The sequence below is a fragment of the Bradyrhizobium sp. 33ap4 genome, assembly GCF_032654765.1.
Lineage (GTDB): Bacteria > Pseudomonadota > Alphaproteobacteria > Rhizobiales > Xanthobacteraceae > Bradyrhizobium > Bradyrhizobium australafricanum.
Window position 1 is genome coordinate 48,635 of the sequence record NZ_JAUMTJ010000005.1, and the last position, 14,671, is coordinate 63,305.

Consider the following 14,671-nt stretch of genomic DNA (forward strand, 5'->3'; position numbering starts at 1 on the left):
TACAGGCCCGTCCGAAACGTATGCCGGAGAGGCAGGATTTTAAGAATGAACCGCGCGGCTGCAATGGCAATCTTAGCGCGCCGAGGCTTGATCGGTGCGGGAGCCGGGCGCATTCTGAGCGGTGCAGCGCCAACGCGTGATTGTCCGGCGAGCGGTTGCAGTGAGAGTAGGCTATGCGCCTTGTTTCCATCCAGGATCACGACGCGATCCGTGTCATCACCTATGCTAACGCCCCATTCGGCACCATGACGGCCGTCGGGGCGGCTGAGATGTTCGATGCGGTAGCCGCTGCAGGGATGGCCCTATCGGTCCGGGTCATTGTCATTACAGGGGGCCTACCTGGCATCTTCATCCGTCACTACGACGTTGGGGAACTCTCTGAGGCCGCAGACGCGATTGAGCGCGGAGCGCCTCGCGCCCCGCCGTCGCCTGGTCCTCGACCACCCGGTTTCCACGCGCTGACGGATGCGATTGCAGCGGTCGACAAGCCGGTCATTGCGGCTATCAATGGCCTGTGCATGGGAGGAGGCTTCGAGCTTTCGCTGGCCTGCGACCTGCGCATCGCCGGGAGCAGTGTTACGGCGATTGGGCTTCCGGAAACGCGCATCGGCATCTTTCCGGGTGGTGGCGGTACACAGCGTTTGCCCAGGATCGTTGGAGAGGCCAGGGCGCTCGAGATGATCCTTCGTGGCCTGACAGTGACGGGACAGCGCGCGCACGAAATCGGAATTGTGCATGAGGTCGTCGCCGATCCGCTCGCGCGTTCCCTTGAGATCGGCGCTGAGCTATCGGGCCGAAGTGCCGAAGGCCTGGCCTTTGCCAAGCGCCTTACCCGGTCAGCTCTCGACCGTCTGTTGGCCGAAGGCCTGGCTGACGAGCGCAAAAGCTTTTCCACCGTGATGAGGACAGCTTCGGCTCGGGAAGGCCTGCGGGCCGGCCGACCACCAGCCGAAATCCAGAAGCTCTAATGTCACACGGCTCCCCTTGAGGTAGCCGGACGCTCGCACGCGAGGGCTTCCCGGTGAGCTTGAAACGTGGCTCACGAGGGCTGGAAGTCTTAATATCCCAACGAGAGCACCTCGCAGCTATGCTTGAGCGGGGATGGCGCCATGGCGTAAGGGTACACGACCATGCTCATGATGAGGTCAGTCCTCAGGTTCACGACGGGGCGTTATCTTCAGCGCAAGAGCTTCAAATTGCCGGTCAGCGACCGAACCCATTTCTCGGGCCCGTAGAAGCCCAAGCCGTCAATCGTCTCGTTCGAGAGCGCGCGCAGCGGAAATTCGGCGAGATAGTCCTCAAAGCGGTGGAGTCCCCTGGCGAATTGAGGAAAGGGGACCAAAACGGCGCCGCTCGCCAATGGCTGCGCGCGCGTCAGCAGTACGGACAGCGCTTCGGGCGTGGCTTGCAGAATTGGTACCGGACGGTTTGCATGTGTGGGCAAGCTTACGGGGCGCGAATATCGCAACGTCAGGGCCGGCGACAGCCTCAGCGGCGTCTACAAGCGAATGCTCACGCTCAGTAGCGGACGGTACGCGCTGATCGAGCAGTCGCGCGAATTCGTCCTGGTGCCCTGGCGGCCGGTTCTGGAGCGCGCGCGTGGCCAACTCGTCAGCGGCAGCGTCGGCGGAGAGGGCATTTCCTGGTCGATCGGAATGAAGCGCGGCATCGGACGCTAGTCCAGAGCCTCTCCGACTTCGACGCGGCTAGCCGGGTGCAAGTCCGACCCTGTATCGCTGCGCAAGGCGCCAGAACCAGTCCTGATCGAGGTTGGTCTGTCGATCGATTTCTCTGACTGAGCTGAGTGCGCGATCGAACAGCGCATAGCAGAGACCTTCGTCGTCGTGGCGGGCGTAATAGGCGATGCCATCGGGATTGAGCGGATGGCTGAAAAGCGCCTTCGACCAGGCCTGCGGCACGTCGTAAGGCAGTCCGCCATGCACCAGCTCGGCGGTCGCGCCGAGAATGGCGAGGGAGGGGCCGGCCAGTCTGACCAGCGAAAGATCTGCCGTGATCTTGAGGCGAGCATAGGCCTTGCGACGGAGCAGGCTGGGGTCGAGCAGCGTCCGTCCCGGCACGCGGAGGAACGTCTCCGCGAAGGCGCCAAAAGGCTCTCGGGCGGCATAGAGAACGCCATAGCTCCCGTCGGGCGCATTCAGCCGGCCGAGACGCGATGTATCGAAGAAGATTGGATCGTACCCGGCGGTGTAGAACCGGTGAACGACCGTACCCGCCCGCAGCCGGACCTGGCGGGGACGGCGACGATCGAGATCGTCCGGCGGCAGCGGAGCGCTCACGCGCCTTGCTGAGCCATGCGCCGGGCGGCCTCGACCACAAGTTCAACCTTGCCTTCCCTCAGGAGGTCGATCGGCTTGCGGCCGCCCAACCGGTCGTCAGGCTGGGCGAGGAAGTTCAGAACCGTCCAGGGGTTGTTGGTCGGCAGCGCCTCCTGGACGGACTTGAGACCTTCGACGACGGTGCCGTCGACGTTGAACTGAAGCGTCGGAAAGCTTCGGTGGTTGCTGGGACCCGGTACCGCAAGGAGGCTGCCTTCCTGCACGCGCTTGTCGACGGCCTGCCGGGAGATGCCCCGCAGGAGCGTTCTGACCTGGTCCAGATCATACGCACCGCCGGATCGCCGAAGATCCTCCTGCGCAATGCGGACGCCCTCGAGAACGGCGAGCGCGCGGGCATTGGGCGCGAATGCGTCCTTGTTGACGACAGCGGTTTTCTTCGCCGCCTCGGAGAAGAACCGGAATGATTGCCCCGTTAGTTGCTTGTTCTGCTCACGCACCTTCTGCAGTGCGGTCACGCTTTTGGAAACGATGGCGACCTGCGCGTCGGCAGGAAGCGCGAGGCTCTTCAGGGCCGCGGGTTTCTGCTTAAGTACCATCATCACACCGTCCTCGTGGACGGACAGATCCTCGGTACCGGAGGGCTTTGACTGTGCCTTGGACATGAGCTGAACTCCGCCTTCAATATCGGTATCGAATGCAACTTTGTCAACTTTGACAAACCACAACAGAGGTATTATAGTAGTATAATTGATCCGTGTACGAGATCGCTGCCATCGCGCAGCCCGTCGCGCGGCGATAGTGCTTTCGTCACCGTGCGCCCTTTTTCAGGCTGACGGTCGATGCGACCATCGACGTTGAAGGCACAAGCGGCCCTCGTTCGATTCGTTCATTCGCCGGTGTGCGCATGCGCGATCACCAATCCTGGGCAAGGCCGAACCAGTGATCCAGTTTGATCATGCCATTCACCTTCAATTGAGGAGCTTCCTCACCCACGCCGAGACTGCCGCGACAATGATCTTGCTTCGATGGGTTTGATCGAGCCGGATCTCGTTGCCGACGGCGATTTTTATTCAGGTTGAATGCGAGCCGTCATCCCGCTTTTCATCTCGCCGCGCTCGTTGCGAGCGTCGAGTGGGGCGGACAATGTTTCCGGCAAAAATCTACGTCGGTCAGATCACCGTTGTCTTCGGCATCGTCATCGCGTCGACATGGGGAGCGACGCAATGGACGGCGGCGGCGCTCGGATTTCAGGCGCGGCTTGGCGCGCCGTGGTTCGCCATTAGCGGCTATCCGGTCTACCTGCCCTGGCGATTGTTCGAATGGTGGTTCGCCTATGAGCCCTATGCGCCCGAGATATTTGCGGAGGGCGGGGCTATCGCCGCGGCTGGCGGCATTGCGGGCGCGCTGTTTGCAATCTTGAGCGCCTTCAGTACGGCCGCTTTGGATCGGCGAGGGGGGCGGCCGACGTCGCGCATGTCTTGAATGTGCAGATCAATGATGTCGCCGAAGGTCTTCGCTTTTCCGGCAGCGCGCGGTTTGGGTGATCCGCTACGATCAACATTGCGCTCCACGTCGAGCGCCCATTCCTCGCCGTCCTTGCGGCGGCGAAAGGTCTCTGCCACATAACGGTTCTTGCGGCGAACTTGGACCCGCCAGTTCCCTGACGGCAACTGAGTGAAGGTGGCCATGGTCGTGTGCTTTTCCCAAACGGTGTGCGATACGTGTGCGTCTAGAGGTTAAATCGGGTACAAACGTGTGCAAATTCAGCAAATTTGGCGGGTACTCGTTCTTGTTACATCCCATTGAGAGCTTAAGGTAAATCATTGGAATCGCAAGACTATCTCTTTTCTGTGGCACCCATGATGGACTGGACCGACCGGCATTGCCGGGTCTTCCATCGGCTGATGTCGCGGCGGGCGCGGCTCTATACGGAGATGCTGACGACCGGCGCCATTATCCACGGCGACCGGGCCCGGCTGCTCGGCTTCGATGCCAGCGAGCATCCGGTGGCGTTGCAGCTCGGCGGTTCCGACCCGCGCGATCTGGCGACCGCCGCAGGGATCGGCGAGCAGTTCGGTTACGACGAGATCAATCTCAATGTCGGCTGTCCCTCCGATCGGGTGAAGGATGGCCGCTTCGGCGCCTGCCTGATGGCCGAGCCCGCGCTGGTCGCCGAAGGCGTTGCGGCGATGAAGCGCGCGGTGCGGATTCCCGTCACGGTGAAATGCCGGATCGGCATCGACGACCAGGATCCGGAAGTCGCGCTCGATACGCTGGCGCGCGCCGTGATTGCCGCGGGCGCGGCCGCGCTCGTCGTGCACGCGCGCAAGGCCTGGCTCAACGGATTGTCGCCGAAGGAGAACCGCGACATCCCGCCGCTCGACTACGATCGGGTCTATCGCCTCAAGGCGGCGTTGCCGGATGTGCCAATCATCATCAACGGCGGCATCACGAGCCTCGCCGAAGCGAAGCAGCATCTGGCGCATGTCGATGGCGTGATGCTGGGGCGGGCGGCCTATCAGGAGCCGTGGCGGCTGCTCACCGTCGATTCCGAGCTGTTCGGCGAGACTGCGCCGCACGTGACGATGAAGGACGTGTTCGCGGCGATGCTGCCCTATATCGAGCGGCGGCTTGCCGAAGGCACGCGACTGCATTCGATCACGCGGCATTTCGTCGGCGCCTTCCATGGCGTCCCGGGCGCGCGTGCGTTCCGCAGGCACCTCGCGGAGAACGGCGTTCGGCCGGGGGCTGACATCGATGTGCTGCGCGAGGCGATCGCATGCGTCGACGATCGCACGCCGGCGGCGGTCGCGGCCTGAGGGCGATCGTTATGGCTTGCGCTGACGCCGCGTGACGTCTTGTGCGACCTTCAGGAAATTGAACAGATGCGGCATCCGGTTGTCGCGCCGGTAGTTCAGCGACAGCGCAGTGCCCGGATTGTGTCCCTCATAGGCGCGGTAGGCGACGCCGGGTCGCTCTGCCTCCGAGACCGATTTCGGCACCAGCGCGATGCCGACGCCGACCGACACCAGGCTGATCGCGGTCTGATAGTCCTGGGCCAGCACCTGCGATTTCGGAATGAAGCCTTCTTCGAGGCAGATATTGAGGATGTGGTCGGCGAAGCTCGGGCGCGGCTTGCGCGGGTAGAGGACGAACGTCTCGGCCTTCAGCGCCGCCAGCCGCGGGACCTTTTGCTCGAGCAGGGGCGAAGTGTCAGAGAGCGAGAGGATCAGCGGCTCCTGCAGCAGCGGCTCGGACTTCAGCTCCTCGTCGTCGAGCGAGGGGCGGGCGATGGCGATATCGATCTCGCGCTGGATCACCGCGCGCTTCTGCTCGGCGTTGTTCATCGCCGAAAGCGCGAGCTCGACGTCAGGATAGGCCGAACGAAACGCCTGGATCACGCTTGGCAGCACGCCATAGGTCGCCGATCCGACGAAGGCGACGCGCAGGTGCCCGGAAAAGCCTTCGCCGATCCGCTTGATCTCGCGGTGCGTGCGGTCGAGCCGCTCCAGCACGTCGCGCGCGCGTTCCAGCAGAACGCCGCCAGCCTGGGTCAGCCTGATCTGGCTGCGGCTCCGGTCGATCAGCATGACGCCGAGATCGCTCTCGAGTTGCGCAATCTGCCGGCTGAGCGGCGGCTGCGCGATCGCGAGCCGCGATGCAGCACGGCCGAAATGCAATTCCTCGGCGACGGCGACGAAATAGACCAGCCGCCTGAGATCCATGACATCGTCGCGATCGGTCACGGCTAGCCGAACGCTTGCTCGCGCGCTTCCGCGGAAGCGGCGGAAAAACCCTGCCGGGTTCGATATCGCGTGGTCATGTGCGCACGATCGAGACGATGGTTCCGACGCGAAGACTGGGCGTGGGTCCGTGGATTGTCAATTGTCCGCGGGAACGACGCCATCCGGTTAGTCCTTCCGGGCGAAGGTGCGGATCTTGTCCTCGTCGACCTCTACGCCGAGACCGGGGCCATCAGGGACGCAGATCTCGAACTCGTCGAATCTGATCGGCTTGACGACCAGATCCTCCACCAGGATTCGCGGACCGAAATGTTCGGTGCCCCATTCGAGCCTGGGCAGGGTGGCGAAGGCGGCGAGATGCGCCGCCGCGCCGATGCTGCTCTCCAGCAGGCAGCCGCCATAGAGCTCGAGCCCGTGCGCGGCCGCGACCGCAGCGGCGCGCTTCATCTCGAACAGGCCGCCGCTCTTGACGAGCTTCAGCGAGTAGACGCTGCCGCAGCCCATCGCGCCCGCGCGCGCGATTTCCTCCTTGGTGAAAGCCGCTTCGTCCACCAGCAACGGGATCGAAGTGCGGGCCGCGACCCGCGCCATCGCTTCCAGTTGCAGCGCCGACACCGGTTGTTCGATCAGGGCAACATCCAGCTCCTCCAGCGCGGGCATGAAACGGATGCATTCGGCCTCGGTCCAGCCCTGGTTGACATCGACGATCAGGCGCACCTCGTCGCCGAGGCCGGCGCGCAGCGCTTGCAGCCGCTTCAGATCGACCTGCGGCCGGTTGAAGCCGAACTTGATCTTGAACTGACGGTGTTCGCGGCGCCGCAGCTTCTCTTCCGCTTCTTCCACCTCCTGGCCGCTGTCGCCCGACGCCAGCGCCCAGATCACCTCCATGCGTTCGCGCACGGCGCCGCCGAGCAGCGCGCTGGCGGGCAGGCCGAGCGTCTTGCCGGCGGCGTCAAGCAGGGCGGACTCGATGGCGCCCTTGGCGGCGAAATTGCGGGTGGCGGCCTTGCTCATGCGCAAGGCATTGGCTTCGAAGGCGAGCGCAGGCTGTCCGAGCAGCGCCGGCGCCAGATAATTCGTGACCGCGGCGTTGATCGACTCCACGCTCTCCTCGGCCCAGCGCGGCCCGCCGAGCGTCGAGGCTTCGCCGATGCCCGTCACGCCGTTATCGAGCAGGACGCGCACCAGCACGTAACCCTGATGCGTGACTTCCGTGTTCGAGAGCTTGTGCCGGCGGCGGGTCGGTGCCTCCACGATGGTCGCGCGGATGCTGCGGATCGCAGTGTCCTTTGCGTGAGCCTGCACGCGCTCCACGGGCTCGGCGATTTCGATCACGGCACGACTCATATGTCCTCGCAGGTCAGTTCAGAGTGAGCCCTGCCAGGCTGATGGGCCTGGCAGGACGTAACGGGTCTTACTCGGCCGCGACGAGCCGTTCGACGGCGGCTTTCTTGAGCTTGAAGTCGAAGTTGAGAATCAGATCGGTGTCGGCGCCGGCGGGGGCCTTGGCGAACTTGCCGATCAGGCTCTGCTTCACGGCGAACACCGAGTCGTTGTCGAGATACTTGGTCTCGGAATCGTAGATCTGCGAGATCAGCGATTGATAGCCGTCCTTCGAAAGCATGAAATGGATGTGGCCAGGACGCCAGGGATGGTGGCCCATATATTTCAGCAGCTCGCCGCCGGCGCCGTCATAGGGGATCGGATAGGGCTCGGGGCGGAGCGCCACGAGGGCATACTCGCCGTTGGCGTCGGTCGTGAAGCGTCCGCGCAGATTGTAGGCCGGCTGTTCCGGATCCTGCAGGTCGTAGAGGCCGTTCGGCGCGTCTTCCCAGACGTCGATCGTGACGCCCTCGATCGGCCGCCCCGCGGTGTCGCTGATGCGCCCTGAGACCTTGACGGTCTGCGCGTTGTCGAACGTCTTCTTGATGATGGAGGCGCCCTTGGGCAGCACCGGCGGGTTTTCCCGGTAGAACGGTCCGAGCACGGTCGACTCGCTCTCGCCGTCGGTGACCCGGTGATCGAGCATGTCGACCAGCACCTCGACGCCGAGGATGTCGGCGATCAGGATGAACTCGTTGCGCTTCTCGTCCGAGATGTCGCCGGCACGGCGCAGGAATTCGCATGCGGCGAACCACTCGGCGAAGGTCAGGTCCACCTCCTTGCAGAAGTCGTGCATGTGGCGGATCAGGCTCGTCATGATCTGCCGGTTGCGATCCGGAATGTCCTTGGAGAGCGCGGCGATCACGTGGTCGGTGATGGTGTCCTTGTTGACGTTCAGCATGGTCGTTCCTCCTTTTCTTGCAGTTTGCTCAAACTTGCATCCCCGTTCTTTCGGGAATATCGGTTGCTGGTCTCACCAGACAAATTCGTAAGCGGCATTCTCCAGCGTCGCGGGCGCGGGGTGCGGATCGGCAAGGCCGCCGAAGCGGCCGCGGAAGAACAGCAGCGGCTTCTTGCTGGGCTCCAGCGCCATCTCGCGGACGTGGCCGAGGAAGATCGTGTGGTCTCCAGCGACGATCTCATCGGCGAGATCGGTCACGAAGTATGCCGCCGCGTTGGCGATGACGGGCAACTCGTTGCGGCGCTCGAACACGTCACAGAGGTCGAGCTTGGGCTTGCCGGCGAAATGCCAGGCGAGATCCTCCATGCCCTCGGCGAGGATGCTGACCGCAAAGCGGCCGGTGTTCTGGATGTTGCACAGCATCTTCGCGCTCTTCGCGATCGAGATCGCGACCAGCGGCGGATCGAGCGAGACCGACATGAAGGCGTTGGCCGTCATGCCGTGATCGCGGCCCAGGCAATGCGTGGTGATGATGGTGACGCCGGTGCCGAACTGGCCACAGGCATTGCGCAACTCTCGCGGATCGATGGCGGTCATTGGCTTGCGACCTCGAGTTGGGCCAAACCGGATCGGTTGGCCGGTGGCGCGGTCACGATATCTCGCCAGTTTTCCAGCGTCGCCGCGGTGGCGGCAAGGCCGGATCGTCGCAAGGCGCGAATCCGGCTGCTGGAGACGATCTCGCCATTGCCGCAGCGCACCGGCGGCAGGATGCGGGTGTTGAAGTGCTGCCGCAACAGCAGCGCGGTGCCGCCCTTGCAGGACCCGAAGCGGAAATCCTCGCCGACGATGACTTCGCGTGGTCGCAGAAGCTGCAATTCGGCGAGGAAATCGAGCGCGGTGCGCCGGACGTAGATCTGGTTGAAATCGGCGACGACGACGTGGTCAGGCGCGAATGTTGCGATGCGCTCGAGTTTTTCGCGAAGCGAAATCAGCGGCTTGGCCTGGCCGAAATACACTTTTGGCGGCGGATCGAAGGTGTAGACCACGGCTGCAATGCCGCGGCGCCGCGCTGCCGCGATGGTCTGCCGCAGCAGTTCCTGATGGCCGCGGTGGACGCCGTCAAATGCGCCGATGGTCACGACGCAGGCGTCGAGGGCCAATTTCCCATCGCGATGGAAAGCGACAGCGCTGCTGTCAAAACCCTTGCCCATGGTTCGCTCCCTTGCCGTGCTGCATCAGCTGCGGCTTGCGCCGGCCGAACGATCCCTGCCGTCCGGTCCGTGCCATCGAGTCATAGCCCGAGCCAGGCCGGTCTGCGCGGTATGGTGTGATACCTTTCGCCCGCTTCGGGTGAGCGCGTAGCGTTTCCTCCGATGTCACGCCGTCCAAGAGCGTGACGAGATGGTCTTAAGGCCGGTGTGGCAACGCCGCCGGTCCAGCGACACAAGCGGAGGAGAAACCCATGACTACAGCAGCAGCCCTGCGGGCCGACGTGCCAGCGTCGACCACCAGCGTCTATACCGGTGCGGAATTCCTGGACAGCATCCAGGATGGCCGGGAAATCTACATCTACGGCGAGCGCGTCAAGAACGTCACCCAGCATCCAGCCTTCCGCAATTCGGCGCGGATGGTGGCGCGCTGGTACGACCGTTTCCATGAGAAGAAGGATCAGATCGGCGTCCTGACCGACACCGGCTCGGGACAGCTGACCCATCCGTTCTTCCTCGGCTCGAAGACGGCCGACGACCTCGTCAAGGGCCGCGATGCGATTGCCGAATTGCAGAAGGTTGCGTTCGGCTGGATGGGCCGCTCGCCGGACTACAAGGCGTCGTTCCTCGGCACGCTGGGGGCGAATTCAAGCTTCTATGGCGATTACGCCGGCAATGCGAAGAAGTGGTATGCCCGGACCCAGGAGCGTCTCGACTTCTGGAATCATGCCATCGTCAATCCGCCGATCGATCGCGACCGCGCCATCGAGGAGGTGCGCGACGTCTTCATGCATGTCGAGAAGGAGACAGACGCCGGCCTGATCGTTTCGGGCGCGAAGGTGGTCGCGACCGGCTCGGCGCTGACGCACTACAACTTCATCGCCCACTACGGTATTCCGATCAAGGATAAGTCGTTCGCGCTGATCTTTACGGCGCCGATGGATGCCAAGGGCATCAAGCTGATTGCCCGCTCGTCCTACGAATTCACGGCGGCGGCGACCGGCTCGCCGTTCGACTATCCGCTGTCCAGCCGCTTCGACGAGAACGACTCGATCCTCGTGTTCGACAAGGTGCTGGTGCCCTGGGAGAACGTCTTCATCTATGGCGATGTCGACAAGATCAACCAGTTCTTCCCGGCCTCGGGTTTCATCCCGCGGTTCACGCTGCACGGCGTGACGCGGCTTGCCGTCAAGCTCGACTTCATCGCCGGCCTGTTCTCGATGGCCGTCGAGGCGACCGGGTCGAAGGATTTTCGCGGCGTGCAGACGGCAGTGGGCGAGGTGATCGCCTGGCGCAATCTGTTCCACGGCATTGCGGACGCCATGGTGAAGTCGCCGATCGCCTGGCAGGGGACCGACGGCTACAATCTGCCGAATCTGAACTACGGGCTGGCCTATCGCGTGTTCGCACCGATGGCCTATCCGCGGATCAAGGAATTGATCGAGCGTCATGTGGCGAGCGGCCTGATCTATCTGCCGTCGAGCTCGGCCGATCTGGAGAGCGAGGCGATCCGGCCCTATCTCGACCGCTTCGTGCGCGGCTCCAACGGCTATGCCGCGATCGACCGGATCAAGCTGCTGAAGCTGCTCTGGGACGCGGTCGGCTCCGAGTTCGGCGGCCGGCATGAGCTCTACGAGCGCAACTATGCGGGCAATTACGAGAACCTGCGCGTCGAGACGCTGATGGCCGCGAGCGCCACCGGCGACCTCGGCGCCATGCAGGATTTCGTGCGCAATTGCATGAGCGACTACGACGTCTCCGGTTGGACGGCGAAGGACCTCGTCAACCCCGACGACATCAACCTCGTCAGCCGCGGTCTGGTGCAGGGCTGACGATTTGTTAGACGGATCAATGGAGCCGCCACAAGTTGCGTGGCGGCTCCACGCCGTTCCATCTTGTCGCAGAAGGGGTTCACTTGTCATGCTGTTCCACGTCGAAATGGATGTGCGGATTCCGCACGATCTCCCGGTCGAGAAGGTCGACGCGCTGAAGGCGGCGGAACGCGTCCGTGCCATGGAGCTGCAGCGTACCGGGGCCTGGCGCCATCTGTGGCGGGTGGCGGGGCGCTACGCCAATGTCAGCATCTTCGACGTGTCTGGCGCGCAGGAATTGCACGACATCCTGTCCAGCCTGCCGCTGTTTCCGTTCATGGAGATCCAGGTCACGCCGCTGTGCCGGCACCCGTCGTCGATCCACGACGACGACCGGTAGTGGTGGAGTAGGCGCCGTCGCGCTAGTCGACGGCCGTGCGCGCGCGCCGGTGGCGGCTTGAGGTGTTGATACTGCCGGTGACGTCGGGGTAGCCGGTCAGGCTCAGCGTGTCGGCGCGAACGCCCCAGCTCTCGAGCCGGTCGAGGAAGCTCATGCCGAGCAGGTTGGTCTTCATCTGCCCGCGCTGCACCACCAGCGCCGGCACCGATTTCTCGACCAGCTTGCCGACCGCGAGCCGGTCGAGCGTCAGCCGCGCCGCCTTGGTGTGACCGCCGGCGGTCTCGAGGTCGACATTGTATTCGAGCATATCGATCGGCAGCCCGATCGCTTTCGCGGTCTCCCAGGTCAGCACGACCGAGGTCGCGCCGGTGTCGATCACCATCGGGGCGCTGACGCCGTTGATCTTGGCGCGGAACGCGAACTCGCCACCCTGACCGCGCGCGATCTGCACGGCGGGGGCGGAGCTGGAGGTGGAGGCTGAGGCGGTGATGCTACGGCCGAAGATCTGGGTCAGATTCTCCCTGGCGCGGGCGATCTGCTCGGGGTCGCCATACGCGACGACGGCGCCGGCGGTTGCCATCAGCAGCACGATGACGAGGAGGATACGGGTCACGGCGCAACTCCCGCCGCAACGCCGATCACGCGCGCTTCGGACGCGGCTCCATGCGCTCGAGCCCAGCCTCGGCCATGCGTGTCGGCAGCGTCGCCATCACCGACAGCCGCTCCGCGCGGTCCATCTTGTGCCAGCGCGCGATCTCCGGAAGCGTGCGGCCACAGCCGAAGCAGAGCTTCGTTCTGGGGTCCATCATGCAGACTGCGATACACGGCGTCTCTGAGCTCATTGTTCAAGTGTTGAACGGTTTCGGCGGCCGGTGCAAGCCGGTTGACGTGGGATGCTGCATCACGCCTCGGCTTTTTGTCGCGAGCATGGTCCCGGCGCGAACGCCTTGGGTTTATTGCCAGAGCGTTTTCGAGCGAAGTGGATACCGGTTCGCGTAAAGAAAGCGCGTCAGAGCCAAAATCTGGAGCCCCGTTCCGAATCCATCGGAACGGAAAGGGCTCTAGTGATAACCGCGTCACGATCTTCCGCGACATGCTCTACAATCCGGTGCCGGCACTCATGATCGACTTGCGGCGCACGCGTTTCCGGTCGGCGCCCATCGCGGGCTCGACGGGCTCCGGCGGCTGCATCGGCGGTGCTTCTTCCGCCATTGGCGCCAGCGCGCTCATCACCCGTTCCGGCGGCAAGGTCACGATCACCTCGGTGCCGATGCGCAGCTTCGACTTCAGCGTGAAGGTGCCGCCATGCATGTCGATCAGGCTTTTCGCGATCGGCAGGCCAAGGCCCGCGCCCTGTTCCGCCGACTTGATCGAGTTGGAGCCCTGGCCGAAGGAGGCCAGCACGACCGGGATCTCGTCCTCGGCGATGCCACTTCCGGTGTCCTTGACGCTCAGATATTGCCCGCCCGACGCGGTCCAGCCGACCTTCAGCCAGATTTCGCCGCCCTGCGGGGTGAACTTGATCGAGTTGGAGAGCAGGTTGAGCACGACCTGGCGGATGGCGCGCTCGTCGCCCCAGATCCTCGGCATGCCGTGCTCGAACACCTCGTGGATGGTGATGCCGCGGCTGGAGGCGCGCAGCTTCAGGAGATGGTGGCAATCGGCGACGACATGCACCAGCGCCACGGCCTCCTCGTTCAGCTCGTAGCGGCCGGCTTCGATGCGCGACAGGTCGAGGATCTCGTTGATGAGATTGAGCAGATGCACGCCGGAATTATGGATGTCGGCGGAATATTCCTTGTAGACCGGCACGGTGTGCGCGCCGAAAATCTCGCTCTTCATCACCTCGGAGAAGCCGAGGATCGCATTGAGCGGCGTGCGCAGTTCGTGGCTCATCTGGGCGAGGAAGCGCGACTTGGCGACGTTGGCGGACTCGGCGCGGTGCCGCGCCTCGTCCGAGATCGCCTTGGCCTGTTCCAACTCGCCGATCAGCGCATCCTTTTCGGCGCGGGCCTCCAGCGTCGCCAGCGTGGTCGAATGCAGGCGGTGCGCGAGCAGGGCGAAATAGCCTTCGGCCGCAAGCGCCAGCAGCGCCAGCACGTAATTGTCGAACGCGCCATTGAGCACGAGGTCGAGCGCGATCGCGACCGTCACCGGAACCGTTGCCGCAAGGGCCGCGATCGGCAGGCTCGCGGCCAGCATGCTGGAGACCGCGATCACCAGCAGCATCAAAAACATCATCAGCGTGTTGGAGGCGAGATCGCGCCCGGCGGGGTGGATCAGGATCGCGGTCCAGCACAGGCCGTAGAGCAGGTCGAGCAGCACGAAGCGGGTCCGCCATTTGCGGGTGACCGCGACCGAGGTTGGTTCGGCGAGGAAGCGGGAACAACTGCGGATGATCGCGAGATGGACGCAGAGGATGCCGACTGTCCAGGCGCCGGCCACGATCGGCTTCATCCAGAGGCCAAACAGCACGCCGGTTGCCACCACGAGCAGCATCACGACGTAGGACGCCGAGATCCGGGTCTGGGCGTATTGACGGAGCAGTTCGGCGTCGAACGCCGGGCGGGTTCCACTGGTTGACGTTAACCGATCCCGCGCCTCGCGCACCCGCTGCGCGGCGACGCGCCGGCTGTTCACCGGCACCGTCACCTGAGGTCCTGCCGGAAGCGCTACAACTTCAGGCTTTTCTGCGGGATTACTCATCAACAACACAAATCCTGCCCACGAACCGCGCGGGCTTTTTGCATTGTCTATCTGTGACGCTAAATCATTAAGCGTTGCCTTAAAGAGCTAAGGAAAAGCGTAAACGGGGAGTTAAATTAACTTTTGCGCGGGGGTCCCGCTGTTGTGCGATGGCGGGCGCACACGCGCACGCCGGGTCTGACAATTCCATGTTGTCATGGCCGGGCTTGTCCCGGCCATCCA

At 63.8% G+C, this 14,671-nt stretch carries 16 protein-coding genes and 1 pseudogene; 6 read left to right on the forward strand and 11 right to left on the reverse strand.

Features of this window, described 5'->3' with window-relative positions; genetic code table 11:
* Positions 1–173 precede the first annotated feature (173 nt).
* The gene (locus Q2M23_RS05280) at positions 174–968 is read left to right on the forward strand and encodes an enoyl-CoA hydratase/isomerase family protein (protein ID WP_316394815.1); all 795 of its coding nucleotides are present in this window, start codon (positions 174–176) and stop codon (positions 966–968) included.
* Between the two features lie 209 nt (positions 969–1,177).
* On the opposite strand, the gene Q2M23_RS05285 is transcribed toward Q2M23_RS05280, so the two are convergent.
* A complete protein-coding gene (locus Q2M23_RS05285; RefSeq protein WP_307720385.1) occupies positions 1,178–1,468 on the reverse strand; it encodes a DUF2000 family protein in 291 nt (96 codons plus the stop codon).
* On the opposite strand from Q2M23_RS05285, the gene Q2M23_RS05290 reads away from it, so the two are divergent.
* Positions 1,437–1,679, forward strand: a complete 243-nt coding sequence (locus Q2M23_RS05290; protein ID WP_244558751.1) for a DUF3363 domain-containing protein — start codon at positions 1,437–1,439, stop codon at positions 1,677–1,679. The two genes, Q2M23_RS05285 and Q2M23_RS05290, sit on opposite strands and share 32 nt — an antisense overlap.
* Positions 1,680–1,706: 27 nt before the next feature.
* Here Q2M23_RS05290 and Q2M23_RS05295 read toward each other — a convergent pair whose 3' ends face one another.
* Positions 1,707–2,297, reverse strand: a complete 591-nt coding sequence (locus tag Q2M23_RS05295) for an RES family NAD+ phosphorylase (protein WP_076826425.1) — start codon at positions 2,295–2,297, stop codon at positions 1,707–1,709.
* Complete coding sequence (locus tag Q2M23_RS05300) at positions 2,294–2,959, reverse strand: hypothetical protein (RefSeq protein WP_316394821.1); 666 nt, start codon at positions 2,957–2,959, stop codon at positions 2,294–2,296. Before Q2M23_RS05300 ends, Q2M23_RS05295 begins: the two co-directional genes overlap by 4 nt.
* A gap of 481 nt (positions 2,960–3,440) precedes the next feature.
* Here Q2M23_RS05300 and Q2M23_RS05305 point away from each other — a divergent pair.
* Together Q2M23_RS05305 and dusA are read left to right on the forward strand one after the other, a co-directional pair.
* A pseudogene (locus Q2M23_RS05305) lies at positions 3,441–3,713 on the forward strand (conjugal transfer protein TraG); the annotation flags it as partial.
* A 407-nt stretch (positions 3,714–4,120) separates the two neighbouring features.
* Positions 4,121–5,116, forward strand: coding sequence for a tRNA dihydrouridine(20/20a) synthase DusA (gene dusA, locus Q2M23_RS05310; RefSeq protein WP_256520561.1), 996 nt, complete (start codon positions 4,121–4,123; stop codon positions 5,114–5,116).
* 9 nt (positions 5,117–5,125) lie between these two features.
* On the opposite strand, the gene Q2M23_RS05315 is transcribed toward dusA, so the two are convergent.
* The 5 genes from Q2M23_RS05315 to Q2M23_RS05335 all read right to left on the reverse strand — a co-directional run bounded on the left by Q2M23_RS05315 (position 5,126) and on the right by Q2M23_RS05335 (position 9,535).
* Entirely contained in the window at positions 5,126–6,022 is an 897-nt protein-coding gene (locus Q2M23_RS05315; RefSeq protein WP_316394824.1) for a LysR family transcriptional regulator, read from the reverse strand.
* 186 nt (positions 6,023–6,208) lie between these two features.
* Entirely contained in the window at positions 6,209–7,387 is a 1,179-nt protein-coding gene (locus tag Q2M23_RS05320) for a muconate/chloromuconate family cycloisomerase (protein ID WP_316394827.1), read from the reverse strand.
* Between the two features lie 67 nt (positions 7,388–7,454).
* Positions 7,455–8,324 carry an intradiol ring-cleavage dioxygenase gene (locus Q2M23_RS05325; RefSeq protein ID WP_316394829.1) on the reverse strand — a complete coding sequence of 290 codons (870 nt, stop codon included), beginning with the start codon at positions 8,322–8,324 and terminating at the stop codon, positions 7,455–7,457.
* A gap of 72 nt (positions 8,325–8,396) precedes the next feature.
* Complete coding sequence (locus Q2M23_RS05330; RefSeq protein WP_316394830.1) at positions 8,397–8,921, reverse strand: flavin reductase family protein; 525 nt, start codon at positions 8,919–8,921, stop codon at positions 8,397–8,399.
* Positions 8,918–9,535 carry an FAD synthetase gene (locus Q2M23_RS05335; protein ID WP_246786706.1) on the reverse strand — a complete coding sequence of 206 codons (618 nt, stop codon included), beginning with the start codon at positions 9,533–9,535 and terminating at the stop codon, positions 8,918–8,920. Before Q2M23_RS05335 ends, Q2M23_RS05330 begins: the two co-directional genes overlap by 4 nt.
* 251 nt (positions 9,536–9,786) lie before the next feature.
* Here Q2M23_RS05335 and Q2M23_RS05340 point away from each other — a divergent pair, with 251 nt between their 5' ends.
* Both Q2M23_RS05340 and catC read left to right on the forward strand, forming a co-directional pair.
* Positions 9,787–11,364, forward strand: a complete 1,578-nt coding sequence (locus Q2M23_RS05340; protein WP_028334229.1) for a 4-hydroxyphenylacetate 3-hydroxylase N-terminal domain-containing protein — start codon at positions 9,787–9,789, stop codon at positions 11,362–11,364.
* A gap of 88 nt (positions 11,365–11,452) precedes the next feature.
* Positions 11,453–11,743, forward strand: coding sequence for a muconolactone Delta-isomerase (gene catC, locus Q2M23_RS05345; protein WP_026192617.1), 291 nt, complete (start codon positions 11,453–11,455; stop codon positions 11,741–11,743).
* A 22-nt stretch (positions 11,744–11,765) separates the two neighbouring features.
* On the opposite strand, the gene Q2M23_RS05350 is transcribed toward catC, so the two are convergent.
* The 3 genes from Q2M23_RS05350 to Q2M23_RS05360 all read right to left on the reverse strand — a co-directional run bounded on the left by Q2M23_RS05350 (position 11,766) and on the right by Q2M23_RS05360 (position 14,449).
* Positions 11,766–12,356, reverse strand: a complete 591-nt coding sequence (locus tag Q2M23_RS05350) for a TIGR02281 family clan AA aspartic protease (protein WP_076826434.1) — start codon at positions 12,354–12,356, stop codon at positions 11,766–11,768.
* Between the two features lie 25 nt (positions 12,357–12,381).
* Entirely contained in the window at positions 12,382–12,585 is a 204-nt protein-coding gene (locus tag Q2M23_RS05355; protein ID WP_316394844.1) for a DUF1289 domain-containing protein, read from the reverse strand.
* A 256-nt stretch (positions 12,586–12,841) separates the two neighbouring features.
* Positions 12,842–14,449, reverse strand: coding sequence for a HAMP domain-containing sensor histidine kinase (locus tag Q2M23_RS05360; protein WP_316394847.1), 1,608 nt, complete (start codon positions 14,447–14,449; stop codon positions 12,842–12,844).
* Between the last annotated feature and the right edge of the window lie 222 nt (positions 14,450–14,671).

What these genes read in the sequence shown, in the direction of transcription:
- Q2M23_RS05280 (WP_316394815.1), top strand. Translation starts at nt 174, where the DNA reads ATGCGCCTTGTTTCCATCCAGGATCACGACGCGATCCGTGTCATCACC.
- Q2M23_RS05300 (WP_316394821.1), bottom strand. Translation starts at nt 2,959, where the DNA reads ATGTCCAAGGCACAGTCAAAGCCCTCCGGTACCGAGGATCTGTCCGTC.
- Q2M23_RS05315 (WP_316394824.1), bottom strand. Translation starts at nt 6,022, where the DNA reads ATGGATCTCAGGCGGCTGGTCTATTTCGTCGCCGTCGCCGAGGAATTG.
- Q2M23_RS05320 (WP_316394827.1), bottom strand. Translation starts at nt 7,387, where the DNA reads ATGAGTCGTGCCGTGATCGAAATCGCCGAGCCCGTGGAGCGCGTGCAG.
- Q2M23_RS05325 (WP_316394829.1), bottom strand. Translation starts at nt 8,324, where the DNA reads ATGCTGAACGTCAACAAGGACACCATCACCGACCACGTGATCGCCGCG.
- Q2M23_RS05330 (WP_316394830.1), bottom strand. Translation starts at nt 8,921, where the DNA reads ATGACCGCCATCGATCCGCGAGAGTTGCGCAATGCCTGTGGCCAGTTC.
- Q2M23_RS05335 (WP_246786706.1), bottom strand. Translation starts at nt 9,535, where the DNA reads ATGGGCAAGGGTTTTGACAGCAGCGCTGTCGCTTTCCATCGCGATGGG.
- Q2M23_RS05340 (WP_028334229.1), top strand. Translation starts at nt 9,787, where the DNA reads ATGACTACAGCAGCAGCCCTGCGGGCCGACGTGCCAGCGTCGACCACC.
- catC (WP_026192617.1), top strand. Translation starts at nt 11,453, where the DNA reads ATGCTGTTCCACGTCGAAATGGATGTGCGGATTCCGCACGATCTCCCG.
- Q2M23_RS05355 (WP_316394844.1), bottom strand. Translation starts at nt 12,585, where the DNA reads ATGAGCTCAGAGACGCCGTGTATCGCAGTCTGCATGATGGACCCCAGA.
- Q2M23_RS05360 (WP_316394847.1), bottom strand. Translation starts at nt 14,449, where the DNA reads ATGAGTAATCCCGCAGAAAAGCCTGAAGTTGTAGCGCTTCCGGCAGGA.